This window comes from Ensifer sp. NPDC090286, assembly GCF_044769565.1.
Lineage (GTDB): Bacteria > Pseudomonadota > Alphaproteobacteria > Rhizobiales > Rhizobiaceae > Ensifer.
In genome coordinates this window covers 148,132-164,196 of sequence record NZ_JBIVYF010000008.1, presented here as the reverse complement: position 1 = coordinate 164,196, position 16,065 = coordinate 148,132, and the positions used below count along the sequence as shown (strand labels likewise).

At 62.8% G+C, this 16,065-nt stretch carries 11 protein-coding genes and 1 pseudogene; 10 read left to right on the top strand and 2 right to left on the bottom strand.

Translation table 11 applies throughout. The features are described from left to right. Window positions 1-3: 3 nt before the first annotated feature. Both ACIQUG_RS31640 and ACIQUG_RS31635 read left to right on the top strand, forming a co-directional pair. Complete coding sequence (locus ACIQUG_RS31640) at window positions 4-1,185, top strand: putative 2-aminoethylphosphonate ABC transporter ATP-binding protein (RefSeq protein WP_402326223.1); 1,182 nt, start codon at window positions 4-6, stop codon at window positions 1,183-1,185. A gap of 2 nt (window positions 1,186-1,187) precedes the next feature. Continuing rightward, entirely contained in the window at window positions 1,188-3,197 is a 2,010-nt protein-coding gene (locus ACIQUG_RS31635; protein ID WP_402326248.1) for a putative 2-aminoethylphosphonate ABC transporter permease subunit, read from the top strand. 71 nt (window positions 3,198-3,268) lie between these two features. Here ACIQUG_RS31635 and ACIQUG_RS31630 read toward each other — a convergent pair whose 3' ends face one another. Further along, window positions 3,269-4,306, bottom strand: a complete 1,038-nt coding sequence (locus ACIQUG_RS31630) for a GlxA family transcriptional regulator (RefSeq protein WP_402326222.1) — start codon at window positions 4,304-4,306, stop codon at window positions 3,269-3,271. Window positions 4,307-4,519: 213 nt separating this feature from the next. Here ACIQUG_RS31630 and ACIQUG_RS31625 point away from each other — a divergent pair, with 213 nt between their 5' ends. Together ACIQUG_RS31625 and ACIQUG_RS31620 are read left to right on the top strand one after the other, a co-directional pair. Then, window positions 4,520-5,305: a DeoR/GlpR family DNA-binding transcription regulator gene (locus ACIQUG_RS31625; protein ID WP_402326221.1), complete on the top strand. Its 786-nt coding sequence runs from the start codon at window positions 4,520-4,522 to the stop codon at window positions 5,303-5,305. An 85-nt stretch (window positions 5,306-5,390) separates the two neighbouring features. After that, on the top strand, window positions 5,391-7,841 hold the full coding sequence (locus ACIQUG_RS31620) for an FAD-dependent oxidoreductase (protein WP_402326220.1): 2,451 nt from the start codon (window positions 5,391-5,393) through the stop codon (window positions 7,839-7,841). A gap of 53 nt (window positions 7,842-7,894) precedes the next feature. On the opposite strand, the pseudogene ACIQUG_RS31615 reads toward ACIQUG_RS31620, so the two are convergent. Continuing rightward, window positions 7,895-8,829: pseudogene (locus ACIQUG_RS31615) on the bottom strand (LysR family transcriptional regulator). A 204-nt stretch (window positions 8,830-9,033) separates the two neighbouring features. Between ACIQUG_RS31615 and ACIQUG_RS31610 the strand changes: the two are divergent. From ACIQUG_RS31610 to ACIQUG_RS31585, 6 genes are all read left to right on the top strand, one after another. Beyond that, complete coding sequence (locus ACIQUG_RS31610; RefSeq protein ID WP_402326219.1) at window positions 9,034-10,659, top strand: amidohydrolase; 1,626 nt, start codon at window positions 9,034-9,036, stop codon at window positions 10,657-10,659. A 55-nt stretch (window positions 10,660-10,714) separates the two neighbouring features. Beyond that, a complete protein-coding gene (locus ACIQUG_RS31605; protein ID WP_205239551.1) occupies window positions 10,715-12,307 on the top strand; it encodes an ABC transporter substrate-binding protein in 1,593 nt (530 codons plus the stop codon). An 81-nt stretch (window positions 12,308-12,388) separates the two neighbouring features. Continuing rightward, a complete protein-coding gene (locus tag ACIQUG_RS31600) occupies window positions 12,389-13,324 on the top strand; it encodes an ABC transporter permease (RefSeq protein WP_402326217.1) in 936 nt (311 codons plus the stop codon). 5 nt (window positions 13,325-13,329) lie between these two features. After that, a complete protein-coding gene (locus ACIQUG_RS31595) occupies window positions 13,330-14,151 on the top strand; it encodes an ABC transporter permease (protein ID WP_043620630.1) in 822 nt (273 codons plus the stop codon). Beyond that, window positions 14,148-15,059, top strand: coding sequence for an ABC transporter ATP-binding protein (locus tag ACIQUG_RS31590; RefSeq protein ID WP_402326216.1), 912 nt, complete (start codon window positions 14,148-14,150; stop codon window positions 15,057-15,059). The genes ACIQUG_RS31595 and ACIQUG_RS31590 overlap by 4 nt, the downstream gene beginning before the upstream one ends. Next, complete coding sequence (locus tag ACIQUG_RS31585) at window positions 15,056-16,018, top strand: ATP-binding cassette domain-containing protein (RefSeq protein ID WP_402326215.1); 963 nt, start codon at window positions 15,056-15,058, stop codon at window positions 16,016-16,018. The genes ACIQUG_RS31590 and ACIQUG_RS31585 overlap by 4 nt, the downstream gene beginning before the upstream one ends. Window positions 16,019-16,065 lie beyond the last annotated feature (47 nt).

The following is a 16,065-nucleotide window of genomic DNA, read 5'->3' as shown; positions in this document are numbered from 1 at the left end:
CAGATGAGGCATGCCCTGTCGATCGAACCGACACCAACCAGCCGTTCGCTGACTGCCGATTACGCGGCGACGGACACCGCCCCCTATCTGCAGATTTCGGACCTGTGGAAGACCTATGGCGATTTCGTCGCGCTGCGCGATATTTCGCTCTCCATTGCAAGGGGCGAGTTCATCTGTTTCCTCGGCCCCTCCGGCTGCGGCAAGACTACGCTGCTTCGGGCGATTGCCGGTCTCGATCTTCAGACCAAGGGCACCATCCTGCAGGACGGGCGCAACATCTCGACACTGCCGGCCTCGAGCCGCGATTACGGCATCGTCTTCCAGTCCTACGCGCTCTTCCCCAACCTGACCATCGAACAGAACATCGCCTTCGGCCTGGAAAACACCGGCCGATCGAAGGCTGGCGTCGCGTCGAGGGTCGCCGAACTCCTGGAAACGGTCGGCCTTTCTGCCCATGGCAAGAAGTATCCGGCGCAGCTTTCCGGAGGCCAGCAGCAGCGCATCGCGCTTGCCCGCGCCATCGCCATCTCGCCGGGGCTCTTGTTGCTAGACGAGCCGCTGTCGGCACTCGACGCCAAGGTCCGCGTGCATCTTCGCCATGAGATCAAGGCGCTGCAGCGAAAGCTCGGCGTCACCACTATCATGGTGACGCACGACCAGGAGGAGGCGCTCGCCATGGCCGACCGGATCGTCGTCATGAACCACGGCGTCATCGAGCAGGTCGGCTCGCCGACCGAAATCTACCGTCATCCCGAGACGCTGTTCGTCGCCGACTTCATCGGTGAGACCAATCAGTTCGAAGCGCGCGTGCTTGGAGATGGCGAAGTCGAGATCGGCCACTCTGCCTTTTGCTGTTCGACGGAGGATTTTTCCGCCGGCCATGCGGCAACGGCGGTCGTCCGCCCCGTCGACATCATTCCCCACGGAGCGGATGCCCATGCCGTCAACGCCAGCGACCGGCCGGCCACACCGCAGAACCTGATCGATGCCGAGGTTCGCGAGATGGAGTTCCTCGGCATGTTCTGGCGTACGCGCCTGACGGCACCCCGTCTCGGCGAACGCACGCTGGTTGCCGACTTCTCCGTCAACGCGGTCAGACGCCTGCGGATCGAAACCGGCGGCGCCATCCAGGTGGAGATACCGCGCGAGCGCCTGCTGCTCTATCCGAGGGGTGCCGGACGATGAACATGGTTCTGGAAGCACCCCACCTTCCCCTGATCGGCAAGCGGCTGCGCCAGGAGTCCTCCAAAGACGATCGCATCAAACTCGGCTTCATGGCGGTCATCGGGCTTTATCTGGTGGTGGCACTCGGCGCGCCGCTCTTTGTCATGCTGTCGAAGTCGCTTTCGACCTATCGGTTCGAGCTCTCATCCTTCGAGTTCCAGGTGAGCGACGAGTCCGGTGCGAACTGGGGTCCAATCGCTAGCGCCGAAGACCTGAACCGTACACTCGCTGCCGTGACGGAAGCCGAACTGTCGGTGAGTTCCGACGGGCGGCTTGCGGCCACGAAGTTCTTCCCGGAGTTCAAATTCCGCAGTCCCGTCCATTACCGCATTCGCGGCACGACTGACGATGCGGCCTTCCTGGTGGGCTCCACGCTGGAGAAGGGCACGGAATGGCGCGAATACGATTCCGGCACGTTCCGGCGTGTTGTGCTCCGGCCTGCGCGCAGCCTCGGCTTCGAGAATTTCAGCACGTATTTCTCGACGCCAGCCCTTGCCCAGTCGATCTACAATTCGGTGCTGATGGCGGTCATCAGCACCGTGTTCACGGTCGCGATCGCCTTTACGCTGGCCTTCGGCCTGACGCGAAGCTGCATGCCGTTGAAGGGGCTCTTTCGCGGCATCCTGACGATCCCGATCCTCGTCCCCTCGCTGCTGCCGGGCATCGCGCTCGTCTATCTCTTCGGCAATCAGGGGGTCTTCAAGGATTGGCTTCTCGGCTATTCCATCTATGGACCGATCGGCATCGTCATAGGCTCGATCTTCTTCACCCTGCCGCATGCCTTTCTGATCATCCTGACCGCCCTTTCCGTGGCTGACGCCCGGCACTACGAGGCCGCGGCTTCGTTGAAGGCCAGCAAATGGCGCACGTTTACAACGGTCACGGTGCCCGGCGCGCGCTACGGGATCGTCTCGGCGGCCTTCGTCGTCTTCACGCTTGTCATCACCGATTTCGGCTTGCCCAAGGTGATCGGTGGGCAATACGGCATGCTCGCGGTCGACATCTACAAGCAGGTGATCGGCCAGCAGAACTTCGAGATGGGAGCCGTCGTCTCCGTCATCCTGCTCGTGCCGGCGGTGCTTGCCTTCTACGTCGACCAGCGCATGCAGAAGCGGCAGGTGGCGCTCCTGTCGGCCCGCGCCGTGCCCTACACGCCCAAACGCAATGCTCGCACGGATACGCTCTGCTTTGCCTTCGCCTGCCTGGTCAGCCTGTTCATTCTCGGCATGATCGCCATGTGCCAGATCGCAGCGGTCGTGAAATTCTGGCCCTATGACCTGACGCTAACAGCGAACAACTTCGCCTTCGACCTGATGGATGGTGGCGGTTGGGCTGCCTATGGCAACTCGATCCGGCTTGCCCTGCTGACGGCGCTCTTCGGTTCGGTCGTCGTCTTTGCCGGCGCCTACATGGTCGAGAAGGCCGATGGCTTCCGCTTCGGCCGTGGCCTGTTTCACTTCCTCGCAATGATGCCGATGGCGGTGCCCGGCATGGTGCTCGGCCTTGCCTATATCTTCTTCTTCAACAACCCGGCCAATCCTCTGCACCCGATCTACGGCACGATGACGATCCTGGTCGTTTCGACCGTGACGCACTTCTACACCGTCGCGCACCTGACCGCGTTGACGGCGCTGAAGCAGATGGACCCGGAATTCGAATCCGTCGCCGCCTCGCTAAAGCAGCCCTTCCACCGGCTGTTCTTTCGGGTCACGGTGCCGGTCTGCCTGCCGGCGATCCTCAACATCGCGATCTATCTCTTCGTCAATGCGATGACGACCGTTTCGGCGGTGGTGTTTCTCTACTCGACCGATACGAAACTGGCGTCGGTTGCCGTGCTCAACATGGATGACGCCGGCGACATCGCGCCGGCGGCCGCCATGGGCATGATGATCTTCTACACCAATGTTGCCGCCAAGCTTGTCCACGCGCTGATCTCGCGCGGCCTGCTCGCCCGCACCCAGGCCTGGCGTTAACCGACTTCGGCCCATCGCAAAGCGCCGCCTTCTTCGCTCTGAAGAGGGTGGCGCTTTTTCCGCGCCCCTCCTTAAGCCACCCGAAGCTCCGCCATCACAGCCTTGCGGCCGCTTCCGGCGCGCAGGCGCTCCATCTCGTTGAGACGCGAACGCTGCGGCGTAAGGCCGTAGCGTTCGCGGTAGGTGCGGGAAAAGTGCGAGGCGGTGGAAAAGCCGCAGGCGACTGCAATCTCGATGACCTGAAGGGACGAGGTGAGCAGCAGCAGGTGGGCGCGCTCCAGCCGCAGGTCGAGATAGTAGCGCGCCGGCGTGCGGCCCATTTCCCTTCGAAACAGGCGCTCGATCTGGCGCCGGGACAATCCGGTCGATGGTGACATGTCGGCGAGCTTCAACGGCTCGGCAAGATTTGCCTCCATCTTTTCGATGACACGGATCAATAGCGGATTGTCGATACCGAGGCGCGCCTGCAGCGGCAGGCGCTGGCGCTCGCCGGTCTCGCGCAGCCGCTCACAGAGCGCTGCCTCGCAGATACGGGTGGCCACGTCCCGACCAAGGTCCGCTTCGATGATGTGCAGGAACATGTCGAAGGGCGCGTTGCCGCCGGCGCAGGTGTAGATCCCGCCGTCGATTTCGAATGCGGTCTGGTGCGCGTCTGCGACGAAGAACCGTTCGGAGAAATCGGGAAAGTGTTCCCAGTGGACGGCGCAGCGACGCTCATCAAGCAGCCCCGCACGCGCCAGGCAGTAGACGCCGCCGCCAAGCCCGGCGAGGCACGCATTGCTGCGCGCGCCTGATCGCAACCAGGCCTCAAGGGCCCTGTCGGCCGGCGGCTTCGTGCGGCCGCCGCAGACGACGATGAAGCCCGTGTCAGCACGACGGACAAATCGGGTGCGTTCGGCCGAGAGCGGCGCCGCTGCCGGGATGCCTGTGCCGCAGGATGAGATGGCAGGTTCGCCATCCGCCGTTACCAGGTGCCAGTCGTATATCGGGCGGCCGACAACGTCATTGGCAAGACGCAGCGCTTCGATCGCTGCGGAGAAGCCATGCAGGGCGAACCCATCGAGAAGGTAGAAGGTGAAGTGGCGGGCCTGTGCACATGCCTGTTGCATTGTCTCTTCCTGATCACGAAAGGCTTCAACTTGGTACGAGTTGGAAAGAATAGTTACATTATGCAACATATATGACCGTTGCCAATCCCGATCTCGCTCAGATTCGAAGAATTTTGCGCCGAATGATGGAGTTAGGTTACCCTTGCGCCTGCGCTGAGGCGTGGACTGGGGTTGCGGCTTGTCAAATGGACAAAAATGGACACAGATAGTCACATGTCAGAACAACAAAACGCTCGCGCTCTTGCTCCCCGTCGTCACGGCGAAATCCTCAGGCGTCTTGCAGCCGATGGTACCGTCGGTATTACCGAGCTTGCGGACTTCTTCGATGTTTCGCGTCAGACCATCAGGCGCGACCTGAAGCTTCTTGCCGATCGCGGCCAGCTCGATCTTGTCCATGGCGGCGCCACCCTGTTCGAGCCGACCGAGGCAGCCTTTGTCGAGCGGCGGGAGGAGAATGCCGGGCCAAAAGCGCTGATCGGCCGTGCGGCAGCAGGGCTCGTGCGCGACGGCATGGTGATCTTCCTTGATTCCGGCACGACGACGCTCGCTGTTGCCCATGCTCTGTCCGGGCGAAAAAACCTAACGATTTGTACGACTTCGTTATCGATCGCGCTTTTGATGTGCCGACAGCCACAGGTGCGCGTCCATATGCTCGGCGGAGAAATCGATCCGGATGAAGAAGCGGCCATCGGTATCGATGCGCTCGAGGCCATCAGCCATTTCCGTGTCGATGTTGCGTTCCTGGGCGGCGGCGGATTGTCGCCGGATGGCGAGGTGACCGACTTTACCCGCAGTGGCGCCGAACAGCGCTCGCGCATGGTGGCAACGGCGGCCAAGGCCTATTTCGTCCTCGACAGTTCCAAATTCGGACGACTGACTCCGCTTCGCATTCCGCGGTTCGAAGCGGCGGCCGGAGTGATTGTCGACCGGCATCCGCCGGAGGCGATCCGCGAGGCGCTTGAGCGCAAAGGTCCAGCCTTGGTCGTCGCAGAATTGTGAAATGTAATATTTTGTAACTTTATGTCTTGTTCTTTGCTCGCGTTTTGTTACCGTGCGGCCTTCCATGGGTTCGGGAGGTCGTTTCATGGCACAGGAATTTCCAACACACGCACAGGTCGTCATCGTCGGTGGCGGTATCATCGGCTGCTCGGTCGCCTATCACTTGACCAAGCTTGGCTGGAACGACGTCGTTTTGCTGGAGCAGGGTCAATTGAGCGGTGGCACGACCTGGCATGCGGCCGGTCTCGTCGGTCAGCTGCGCAGCCACGCCAACATGACGGGCCTGATCAAATACTCGACCAAGCTCTATAGCGAGCTGGAGTCCGAAACCGGACTTGCCACCGGCTGGAAGAATTGCGGCTCGCTCTCGGTTGCCCGCACGCAAGACCGCATGACCGTGTTGAAACGCACGGCCGCCTCGGCCCGTGCACAAGGGGTGGCGATCGAGGTGATCTCGCCGAAGGAGGCGCAGGACCTCTGGCCGGTCATGGCGATCGACGATCTCGTTGGCGCCGTCTGGCTGCCGGGCGACGGCAAAGCCAATCCGACAGACCTCACGCAATCGCTGGCCAAGGGCGCACGCAATCGCGGCGCGCGGGTGATCGAGCGCGTCCGAGTGACCGGTATTTCGACCAAGAACGGCGCCGTCACCGGCGTCGAAACCGATCGGGGCGCCATTGCCGCCGAGATCGTCGTCAACTGCGCCGGGCAGTGGGCGCGCAAGGTCGGCCAGATGTGTGGCGTCACCGTGCCGCTGCACTCGGCCGAGCACATGTATATTGTCACCGGCCGCATCGAGGGCGTGCATCCGGATCTGCCTGTCATGCGCGATCCTGATGGATACATCTATTTCAAGGAGGAAGTCGGCGGGCTCGTCATGGGCGGCTTCGAGCCGGAAGCCAAGCCCTGGGGCATGGCCGGCATTCCCGATGATTTTGAGTTCGCGCTTCTGCCTGACGATTGGGACCAGTTCGAAATCCTGATGCACAATGCGCTGCAGCGCGTGCCGCAGCTTGCGACGTCAGAAGTGAAGAAGTTCTACAATGGCCCGGAGAGTTTTACTGCGGACAACAACTTCATTCTCGGCGAGGCGCCGGAACTGAAGAACTTCTTCGTCGGCGCAGGCTTCAATTCCATGGGCATTGCCAGCGCCGGCGGGGCCGGACGGGCGCTTGCTGAGTGGATCGTCAACCGCGCGCCGACCATGGATCTTTGGCCGGTCGATATCCGTCGCTTCGCCGGCTTCAACAACAATCCGCGTTGGCTGCACGATCGCGTCAAGGAAACGCTCGGTCTGCACTATGCGATGCCCTGGCCAAATCGGGAGCTCGATACGGCGCGCCCCTTCCGCCGCTCGCCTCTCTACGATCGCCTTGCCGCCAAGGGCGCCTGCTTCGGCTCGAAAATGGGATGGGAACGGGCCAACTGGTTTGCCGCACAAGGCGAGCGCCCGGCGACCGAGTATTCCTTCGGTCGGCAGAACTGGCATCAAGCGGTCAGGCGCGAGATGAAGGCGACGCGCGAGGCTGCCGGCATTTTCGACCAGACCTCCTTCGCCAAGCTGCTTGTCCAGGGGCGGGATGCGGCAGCAGCGCTCAATCGCATCTGCGCTGCCGACATCGACGGCGAGATCGGCCGTTCCGTCTACACCGGCCTCTTGAATGCCCGGGGCGGCTACGAGAGCGACCTGACCGTCATGCGACTTGCCGCCGATCGTTTCTTGCTGATTACAGGTTCGGCCCAAGCGGTGCATGATGCGGACTGGATCCGCAAGAACCTTGCCGCGGACGCCCACGTGACGTTGACCGACGTGACGTCGTCCTATGCAGTCCTGGCGCTGATGGGGCCGAAGTCGCGCGACATTCTCGCGAAGCTCACCTCGGCCGATATCTCGAACGAGGGCTTTCCCTTCGCGACCATTTGCGAGATCGATATCGGCTACGCCACGGCCTTTGCCAACCGAATGACCTATGTTGGTGAACTCGGGTGGGAACTGATCGTGCCGACAGAATTCGCCGTCGGTGTTTACGAGGCGCTGCACGAGGTCGGTCGCGCGTTCGGCCTCATGGATTGCGGCTACTATGCGCTTGAGGCGTTGCGGCTGGAGAAGGGTTATCGCGCCTGGAGCCGGGAACTGACACCCGACATCAACCCCTACGAGGCCGGTCTTGCCTTTGCTGTTGCTCTGGGAAAACCCGACGGCTTCGTCGGCCGCGATGCGCTCGTGGCTGCAAAGACCAAGGGCACGCCGTCGCGTCGCATCGTGCAGCTTACACTCGACGATCCGTTGCCGATGCTTTGGGGCGGCGAACTGATCCTGCGTGCGGGAAAACCGGTCGGCGAGGTCCGCTCTGCCGCCTACGGTCACACGCTCGGGCGTTCGGTCGCGCTCGGACTGCTTGAAAACCCTGGAGGCGTGGACAAAACCTTCCTCGAAGGGGAGCGCTTCGAGATCGATCTTGCCGGCGTTCGTTATGCCGCGACGGTGCATCTGGCGCCGGCCTACGATCCGCGTGCGCTGAAGGTCAAGATTTAGACCACCGTCCGCGACACGGCGAATTGCGCGTGTTGGACTTTCCGCGAGCCTGTCTAGGCGGGCTCGCGTTCCAGCAGGAGCTTTGCCGTCTGCCAAAGATCTTCGACCCTGCGGCTGCGCGTTGCAGCGTGACGGTAGAGGCGAATTTCGAGGTCGAGATTCCAGCCCCGATCCGCGGAAGCGGGTACGAGAGCCCCGGCATCGATCGCGTCACGGGCAAGGCTTTCGGGCAGCCAGCAAACGCCGGCACCTGTCATGGCCATGTTCATCAGCCCTGCGCTGATCGTGTTTTCATGCGTGGTGCGACGCCGAAAGGGCGGGCGCCGCAGCATGAGACGCGAAAGGGCGACACCGAAGAAGGAATTGAACCCGTAGCTCAGATAGGGAATGGAGAGGCGCGGCTGCGCCACGGCCCGGTCGAGGATGTGCAGTCCCGCTAGCGTGCCATCGGGGATGGAGACCTTTGCCGCGGCGAGCGGGATCAGCCGGTCATGGGCGATCGTCAACGACGAGAATTGTGCGCGGTCGAGATGGAACGGCACCTCCGAATGCGCATAGGTCAGGAAGAAATCCGCCTCGTCGCCGATCAGGGCATCAAGGTTGGCCTCGATGCCGCCGCGGTCGGGCATCAGCGAGGTGCGCCACCTGCATTTTCCAGCAGTTTGAGCCAGCCCGGGAAGATCGTTACCGTCAGCGTATGGAGCGCGGCAAAGCGGATGAGGCCTTCTTCGTGCGACGGGCGCAGCGACTCGCGTGCTGCATAGAAGGTTCGGATTGCCTCCTGTGCTATGGGCAGGAAACTGCGGCCTGCCGACGTCAGTTCCGCCGGCATGGTGGCGCGGTTGATCAGTGTTGCGCCGAGCCAGCGCTCGAGCTGTTTGATGCGACGGCTGAAGGCAGGCTGAGTCACGTTGCGCAACTCGGCAGCGCGCGAAAAACTCGATGTGTCGGCAAGCGTCACGAAGTCCTCCAGCCACTTGATCTCCATTCCCAGATCTCCCCTGCGTTGCAGCTGAGGGGATCATAAGTCCTTGGAAAGATATCGCTATGCCGATATTGCATCAGCCTTTGCTAAAAGCGAATTAGCCAAACCCCGACAAACCTTCCACGTTGCACCCAAGGCAAACAGTTCTGATTTCGAGGCAGCGAGGAGGCTCACGAAATCAAGCTGATAACAAAAGGGGGATTGTTAATGGCCTTCCAGCTTCACGCTGATCTTATTCTGCACAACGGCCGTATCTGGCGGGGCAGGGAGGAGGGGACCAGCGAAGCCGTTGCCATCTGGCAGGGCAAGGTTCTGGCAACCGGCAGCGATGCCGAGATGGCGAGCCTCAAGGGGCCGCATACCGAGGTGATCGATCTCCAAGGCCGTTTTGCCAGCCCCGGTCTCATCGACAATCACTTGCACCTGATTTCCACCGGCATCACCATGGGCTGGGTCGATGCGACGCCTGCCGCCGCGCCGACGCTTGCCGGCCTTATGGAAAAGCTCGCCGAACGCGCCGCCGCCACGCCGAAAGGCGCCTGGGTGCGGGCGCGGGGCTATGATCAGGTCAAGCTCGATGTCGGCCGGCATCCGACCCGCGAGGAGCTCGACCGCGCCGTGCCGGATCATCCCGTGCTCTTGACGCGCGCCTGCGGCCATGTGGCCATCGCGAATTCGCTGGCGCTGAGCCTGGCCGGTGTCACCGAGGCGACGCCGGTGCCGGACGGCGGCGTGATCGGCACCACGGACGGGCGCCTCAACGGGTTCCTGGCGGAAAACGCGCAGAACCTCATCAAGACGGCCATTCCCGAGGTGACGACGAAGGAGTTGATCGACGGCATCGAGCGGGCCGGGCGCTATCTTCTGTCGCTCGGTATCACCAGCTGCATGGATGCGGCAGTCGGCCAACTCGCCGGCTTTGCCGAAATCCAGGCCTATGAGATGGCCAAGCTTTCCGGACGCTTGCCGGTGCGCGTCTGGTTGACGCTGCTGGGCGATCCCGGCGTCTCGATCGTCGAGGATTCCTGGCGGGCGGGGCTTATTTCCGGCGCGGGTGACGACCTGTTGCGCGTCGGTGCCGTGAAGATCTTCCTCGACGGCTCGGCCGGCGGGCGCACCGCCTGGATGTCGAAGCCCTATCTTGGTGAGCCCGACAATATCGGCGTACAGATGCTGCCGGATGCCGACGTCGAGGCGATCGTCAAATCCTGCCACGACCGGGGTTATCAGATGGCCTGCCACGCGATCGGCGACGGCGCGATCGAGCAGTTGATCACCGCCTACGAAAAAGCGCTGGCCGCCAATCCCGATCCGGATCGGCGTCATCGCATCGAGCATTGTGGCTTCTCGAGCCCCGAGCAGGATCGGCGCATGAAGGCGGCCGGCATTCTGCCGGCGCCGCAGATGGCCTTCATCCACGACTTCGGCGACAGCTACATCTCGGTGCTCGGCGATGAGCGCGGCAAGGCGTCCTACCAGATCGGCACCTGGATGCGCATGGGCCTCAAGCCCTCGACAGGCTCGGACTCGCCGGTCTGCTCGCCCGACCCCTTCCCGAACCTTCACGCCATGATCACGCGCAAGACCGGCAAGGGCACCGTGATGGTGGAGACGGAGAAGCTGAGCCGCGAGGAAGCGTTGCAGGCCTACACGGAGTACGGCGCCTATTCGCAGAAGGCCGAGGGCGTGAAGGGCAAACTGGTGCCGGGCCAATGGGCCGATATTGCCGTCTTCGACAACGACCTGCTGGAAGCACCGGCGGACACCATCCTCTCAGGCACGCGCTGCCTGATGACCCTGCTTGCAGGCCGCGTCGTGCATGACGCGCGCTGACGGCCTGCCGGACTGACCAACACAAAGCCGAAAACGGCACGAGAGGGAAAACAGCATGCTGAAAAGATTGACATTGGCCGCAATGCTCGGCCTCGGGGTGGCAACCGGAGCGCTTGCCGCCGGCGAGCGCCATGGGGGAACACTCGTCTTCACCGCCCCATACGGCTCGAGCTTCGCCACGCTCGACGTTCAGGCAAGCCCGAACACGCAGGAAGAATTCATCACCCAGGCGATCCACCGCGCCCTCTACAGCTGGGATTCGATCCAGAACAAGCCGGTGTTGGAACTCGCGAGCTCGGAAGAGGTGTCCGAGGACGGTACGGTGCACACCTATCGCCTGCGCGACAATGCCGTCTTCCACAACGGCAAGCCGCTGACGGCCGACGATATCATTTACAGCTACAAGCGCATCGCCAACCCGAAGAACGCCTTCCCGGGTGCAAGCTATATTGCCGTCATCAAGGGTGCGGATGAGTTCATCGCCGGCAAGGCCGAGGAGATTTCCGGTCTGAAGAAGATCGACGACCACACGCTGGAGATCACCTATACCGGACCGATCAACCCCGGCTTCCCGCTGATGCAGAACACCACGGTGATCTATCCGTCGAATGTCGAGGATGAATCGAGCTTCGCCAAGACCCCCGTCGGCCTCGGCGCCTTCGTCTTCAAGGAACACGTGCCGGGTTCGCAGGTCGTCGTCGAAAAGTTCGACAAGTACTACGAGGAGGGCAAGCCCTATCTCGACCGCATCAACATCGTGCTGATGGCCGAGGACGCCGCGCGCGACGTCGCATTCCGCAACAAGGAAATCGATGTCTCCATCCTCGGGCCTACCCAGTACCAGGCCTATCAGGGTGAGGACGCGCTCAAGGACCACCTGCTCGAAGTCGCCGAGGTCTATACGCGCAACATCGGCTTCAACCCGGCCTTTGAACCCTTCAAGGACAAGCGCGTCCGCCAGGCGATCAACCATGCGATCAACGCGCCACTGATCATCGAACGGCTCGTCAAGAACAAGGCCTACCCGGCTTCCGGCTGGCTGCCGCTTTCTTCGCCGGCCTTCGACAAGGACAAGGCGCCCTACGCCTTCGATCCTGAGAAGGCCAAGGCTCTCCTTGCGGAAGCAGGCTATGCCGATGGCTTCGAATTCGAAGTGACGGCGAGCCCGAACGAAAGCTGGGGCGTGCCGATTGTCGAAGCCATCCTGCCGATGCTGAAGAAGGTCGGCATCACCGTGAAGCCGAAACCGGTCGAAAGCTCGGCGCTTGGCGATGCCGTGACCTCGAACAACTTCCAGGCCTTCATCTGGTCGAACCTGTCCGGTCCCGACCCGCTCAATGCGCTGCGTTGCTTCTATTCCAAGACGGCGCAGTCGGCCTGCAACTACGCGAGCTATTCGAGCCCGGATTTCGACAAGCTCTATGAGGCGGCCCAGCAGGAACGCGACCCGGCCAAGCAGGGCGATCTGCTTCGCCAGGCCAACAACATCGTGCAGGACGATGCGCCGGTCTGGTTCTTCAACTACAACAAGGCGGTCATGGCCTACCAGCCCTGGATCCACGGCCTTGTCCCGAACGCCACGGAACTGGCGGTCCAGCCCTATGACGAGATCTGGATCGACGACACGGCTCCGGACGCACGCAAATAGCCCTTGAGAGGTTCGGGGCGGCTTCGGCCGCCCCACACATCAGTTGTCCCACCCAGCCGGGTGGCCAAAATGGAACCGCTCATGCTTCGTTTTACCCTGCGCCGCAGTCTGCAGGTCGTCCCGACGATCGTCGTGGTGGCGTTGCTGATCTTCGTTATCTTCTCCGTCGTCCCCGGTACCTTCGCGGCCAGCCTCTTTGCTGACGGCAAGCGCGCCGCCGATCCGCAGATGATCGCTCGCCTCAACGAGGAGTTCGGTCTGAACAAGCCGCTGATGGAGCGCTTCGTGACCTATGTCACGGATCTCGCGCAGTTCGATCTCGGCACCAGTTTCCGCACGCGCCAGCCGGTCATCGACCTCATCGGTGACCGCATGGGCGCCTCGCTTCAGCTGGCCGTTGCCGCCATGGTCTTTGCCATCGTCGTCGGCGTGCCGCTCGGTTTTCTTGCCGCACTCAGGCCCGGTTCGATCCTCGATACCGTGACGATGATCGGCGCGGTTTCGGGCCTCTCCATGCCGCAATTCTGGCTCGGCCTTTTGATGATGTACCTCTTCGCGCTGCAACTGAACTGGCTGCCCAGTTTCGGCTATGGCGACGGCTCGTTGCAGAACCTGATCCTGCCGGCCGTGACCCTCGGCGTCACACCGCTGGCGCTGCTTGCGCGCACCACGCGGGCCGGCGTGCTCGACGTGTTGAACGCCGATTTCATCCGCACTGCCCATTCCAAAGGCATGAGCGAGGCGAAGGTGGTGCGCTGGCATGTGGCCCGCAATGCGCTGGTGCTGATCGTCACCACGGTCGGCCTGCAGTTCGGCTCGCTGATCGGCCAGGCGGTCGTCATCGAAAAGCTGTTCGCCTGGCCCGGCATCGGTTCGCTCCTGGTCGACAGCGTGGCGATCCGCGACATTCCCGTGGTGCAGGGCACGATCCTCGTCATCGTGCTGTGGTTCCTGATCATCAATACCGCCGTCGATCTGGTCTATGCCGCGATCGATCCGCGCATCAAGCAGGAGTGACGCCCATGCGCCTCGGCTTCAACTTCTGGCTCGGTGCGACGCTGACGGCGCTGGTCATCTTCGCCGGTCTCCTTGCCCATTGGATCGCACCCTTCGACCCGGTGCTCGATGCGGACCTGATGAATTCCGAACTGCCGCCGGACGCCACCTTCTGGTTCGGCACGGACGCGCAGGGACGTGACGTCTATACCCGCATTCTCTACGGCGCGCAGATCTCGCTGACCGTCGGCATCGTGTCGCAGGTGATCAACTCGATCATCGGCGTCACGCTCGGCATGACGGCCGGCTATTGGGGCGGCTGGTGGGACGACCTGGTCAACGGCCTGACCAACGTCATGCTCGCGATCCCCTCACTGATCTTCGCGCTTGCCGTGATGGCGGTGCTCGGCCCCGGGCTGCCGTCGCTTTTGATCGCGCTCGGCCTCACCAACTGGAGCTGGACCTGCCGCATCGCCCGGTCTTCGACGCTGTCGCTGAAATCGCAGGGCTACGTGCAGGCCGCCCAGACGCTGGGCTATGGCGACCTGCGCATCATGTTCACGCAAATCCTGCCGAACATGATGGGGCCGATCCTCGTCATGGCGACGCTCGGCATGGGGTCGGCGGTGCTGTCTGAGGCGGCGCTCTCGTTCCTCGGGCTCGGCATCCAGCCGCCGTTTCCGAGTTGGGGTTCGATGTTGACCGATGCCCGCCAACTTATCCAGCTCGCCCCCTGGGCGGCGCTCTTTCCCGGCCTTGCCATCTTTCTTTCGGTGCTCGGCTTCAACCTCCTCGGCGATGGACTGCGTGACAGCCTCGATCCGCATATGAGGACGCGCAAGCCATGACCGCGCCGCTTCTCGACATCAAGGACCTCCAGCTTGGCGTTTCGCTCGGCCGTTCCAGCCACCATCCGCTGCTGAAGGGCGTCTCCTTCCAGATCATGCCCGGCGAAGCCTATGGCCTCGTCGGCGAATCCGGTTCCGGAAAATCGGTCACATCGCTTGCCGTCATGGGCCTTCTGAAACGGCCTCTCGCCGTCACCGGCGGTGAGATACTGTTCAAGGGGCAGAACCTGCTGGCACTGCCGAAGCGTGAGATGCGGCGGCTGCGCGGCAACCGTATCGCCATGATCTTCCAGGAGCCGATGACGGCGCTGAACCCGCTTTCGACGGTCGGGCGACAGATCGCCGAGATGTTCGTGTTGCATCAGGGAAAAAGCTGGGCGGAAGCCGAAAAGCTCGCCGTCGAGGCGCTCGGGAACGTGCGCGTGCCCAATCCTGATCGGCGTGCGAAGAACTACCCGCACCAGATGTCCGGCGGACTGCGCCAGCGGGTGATGATCGCGATGGCGCTTGCCTGCAGTCCGGACCTGTTGATCGCCGACGAGCCGACGACGGCCCTCGACGTGACCGTGCAGGCCGAGGTGCTGCGCCTGATCAAGGAACTCTGTGCGGCACGCGGCACGGCCGTTCTCTTCATCAGCCACGACCTCGGCGTCATCGCCAGCATCTGCCAGCGCGTCGGGGTGATGTATTCGGGCTGCCTCGTCGAGGAGAACGAGACGCGGGCGCTCTTTGAAAGCCCGAAGCACGAATACACCCGCGGCCTGCTCGGCGCTCTGCCGCGCCTTGGCAGCCGCAGCGAACAGGGGCGGCAGCGGCTCGTCGATATCGACAGCATCATCGACGACCGCTCCAAGCTGACGGAAAGCCGCTTCATCACGCCCCGTGAAATGGAAGGGAGCCAGCCATGACCGCTCCGCTGCTAGAGGTGGACGATCTCCACGTCCGTTTCCCGATTTCCGGCGGTGGTCTGCTCGGCAAAGGACGACGTACGCTCCACGCCGTCAACGGCATCAGCTTCGAGCTCGCCAAGGGCGAATGCCTGTCGATCGTCGGCGAGTCCGGTTGCGGCAAGTCGACGACGGCGCTCTCCATCCTCGGCCTGCAGGAACCGACCGAGGGCATGATCCGCTATCGCGGTCAGCCGCTGGCGGGGCCTGGCGCGCCGCACCGGATGGACCGGGCGAAGGCGGTGCAGATGGTTTTCCAGGATCCCTATGCCTCGCTCAACCCGCGCCAGTCCGTGCGCACTTCGCTCGCTGCACCGCTGCGCCTGCACGGTGTTGCCGCCGCCTCGGAAATCGAGGGCCGCATCGAGGCGATGCTGAAGAATGTCGGCCTGACGCCCGAACAGGCCGGGCGCTATCCGCACGAATTCTCCGGCGGTCAGCGTCAGCGCATCGGTATTGCCCGCGCGCTGATCCTCGAGCCTGAAATCGTCGTGCTCGATGAACCGGTCTCTGCCCTCGATGTGTCGATCCGTGCGCAGATCATCAATCTTCTGCTCGACCTTCAGGAAAAGCTCGGCCTGTCCTATCTGATGATCAGCCACGATCTGAGCGTGGTGGAGCATATGAGCGACCGGGTGTTGGTGATGTATTTCGGCGAAGTCGTGGAAGAGGGCGGCTGGCGCGAGATTTTCGAAGCACCCACTCATCCCTACACGCGCCGGCTGATTGCCGCCATTCCCGATCCGGATGCGGCACTGAAGCCGGCGGCGAGGCAGGCGGGCGACGCCGCCGTGCCGCACCTTGCCGGCCGCAGCTTCGTTTCCGATGGCAGCACCGCGCCGGATGTCTTTACTGCCCCCGTGCGATCCGAGCTGATCGAGATCGGCCGAAACCATCGGGTTCGGATGGCTGTGGCCTAACCGATGGCATGTGTTGAGCGAAGCCCCGTTCCGCCCTGCGGTAAAGA

Excerpts from the sequence above, each read along its gene's own strand:
- ACIQUG_RS31640 (WP_402326223.1), top strand. The coding sequence starts at position 4 with ATGAGGCATGCCCTGTCGATCGAACCGACACCAACCAGCCGTTCGCTG.
- ACIQUG_RS31635 (WP_402326248.1), top strand. The coding sequence starts at position 1,188 with ATGGTTCTGGAAGCACCCCACCTTCCCCTGATCGGCAAGCGGCTGCGC.
- ACIQUG_RS31630 (WP_402326222.1), bottom strand. The coding sequence starts at position 4,306 with ATGCAACAGGCATGTGCACAGGCCCGCCACTTCACCTTCTACCTTCTC.
- ACIQUG_RS31625 (WP_402326221.1), top strand. The coding sequence starts at position 4,520 with ATGTCAGAACAACAAAACGCTCGCGCTCTTGCTCCCCGTCGTCACGGC.
- ACIQUG_RS31620 (WP_402326220.1), top strand. The coding sequence starts at position 5,391 with ATGGCACAGGAATTTCCAACACACGCACAGGTCGTCATCGTCGGTGGC.
- ACIQUG_RS31610 (WP_402326219.1), top strand. The coding sequence starts at position 9,034 with ATGGCCTTCCAGCTTCACGCTGATCTTATTCTGCACAACGGCCGTATC.
- ACIQUG_RS31605 (WP_205239551.1), top strand. The coding sequence starts at position 10,715 with ATGCTGAAAAGATTGACATTGGCCGCAATGCTCGGCCTCGGGGTGGCA.
- ACIQUG_RS31600 (WP_402326217.1), top strand. The coding sequence starts at position 12,389 with ATGCTTCGTTTTACCCTGCGCCGCAGTCTGCAGGTCGTCCCGACGATC.
- ACIQUG_RS31595 (WP_043620630.1), top strand. The coding sequence starts at position 13,330 with ATGCGCCTCGGCTTCAACTTCTGGCTCGGTGCGACGCTGACGGCGCTG.
- ACIQUG_RS31590 (WP_402326216.1), top strand. The coding sequence starts at position 14,148 with ATGACCGCGCCGCTTCTCGACATCAAGGACCTCCAGCTTGGCGTTTCG.
- ACIQUG_RS31585 (WP_402326215.1), top strand. The coding sequence starts at position 15,056 with ATGACCGCTCCGCTGCTAGAGGTGGACGATCTCCACGTCCGTTTCCCG.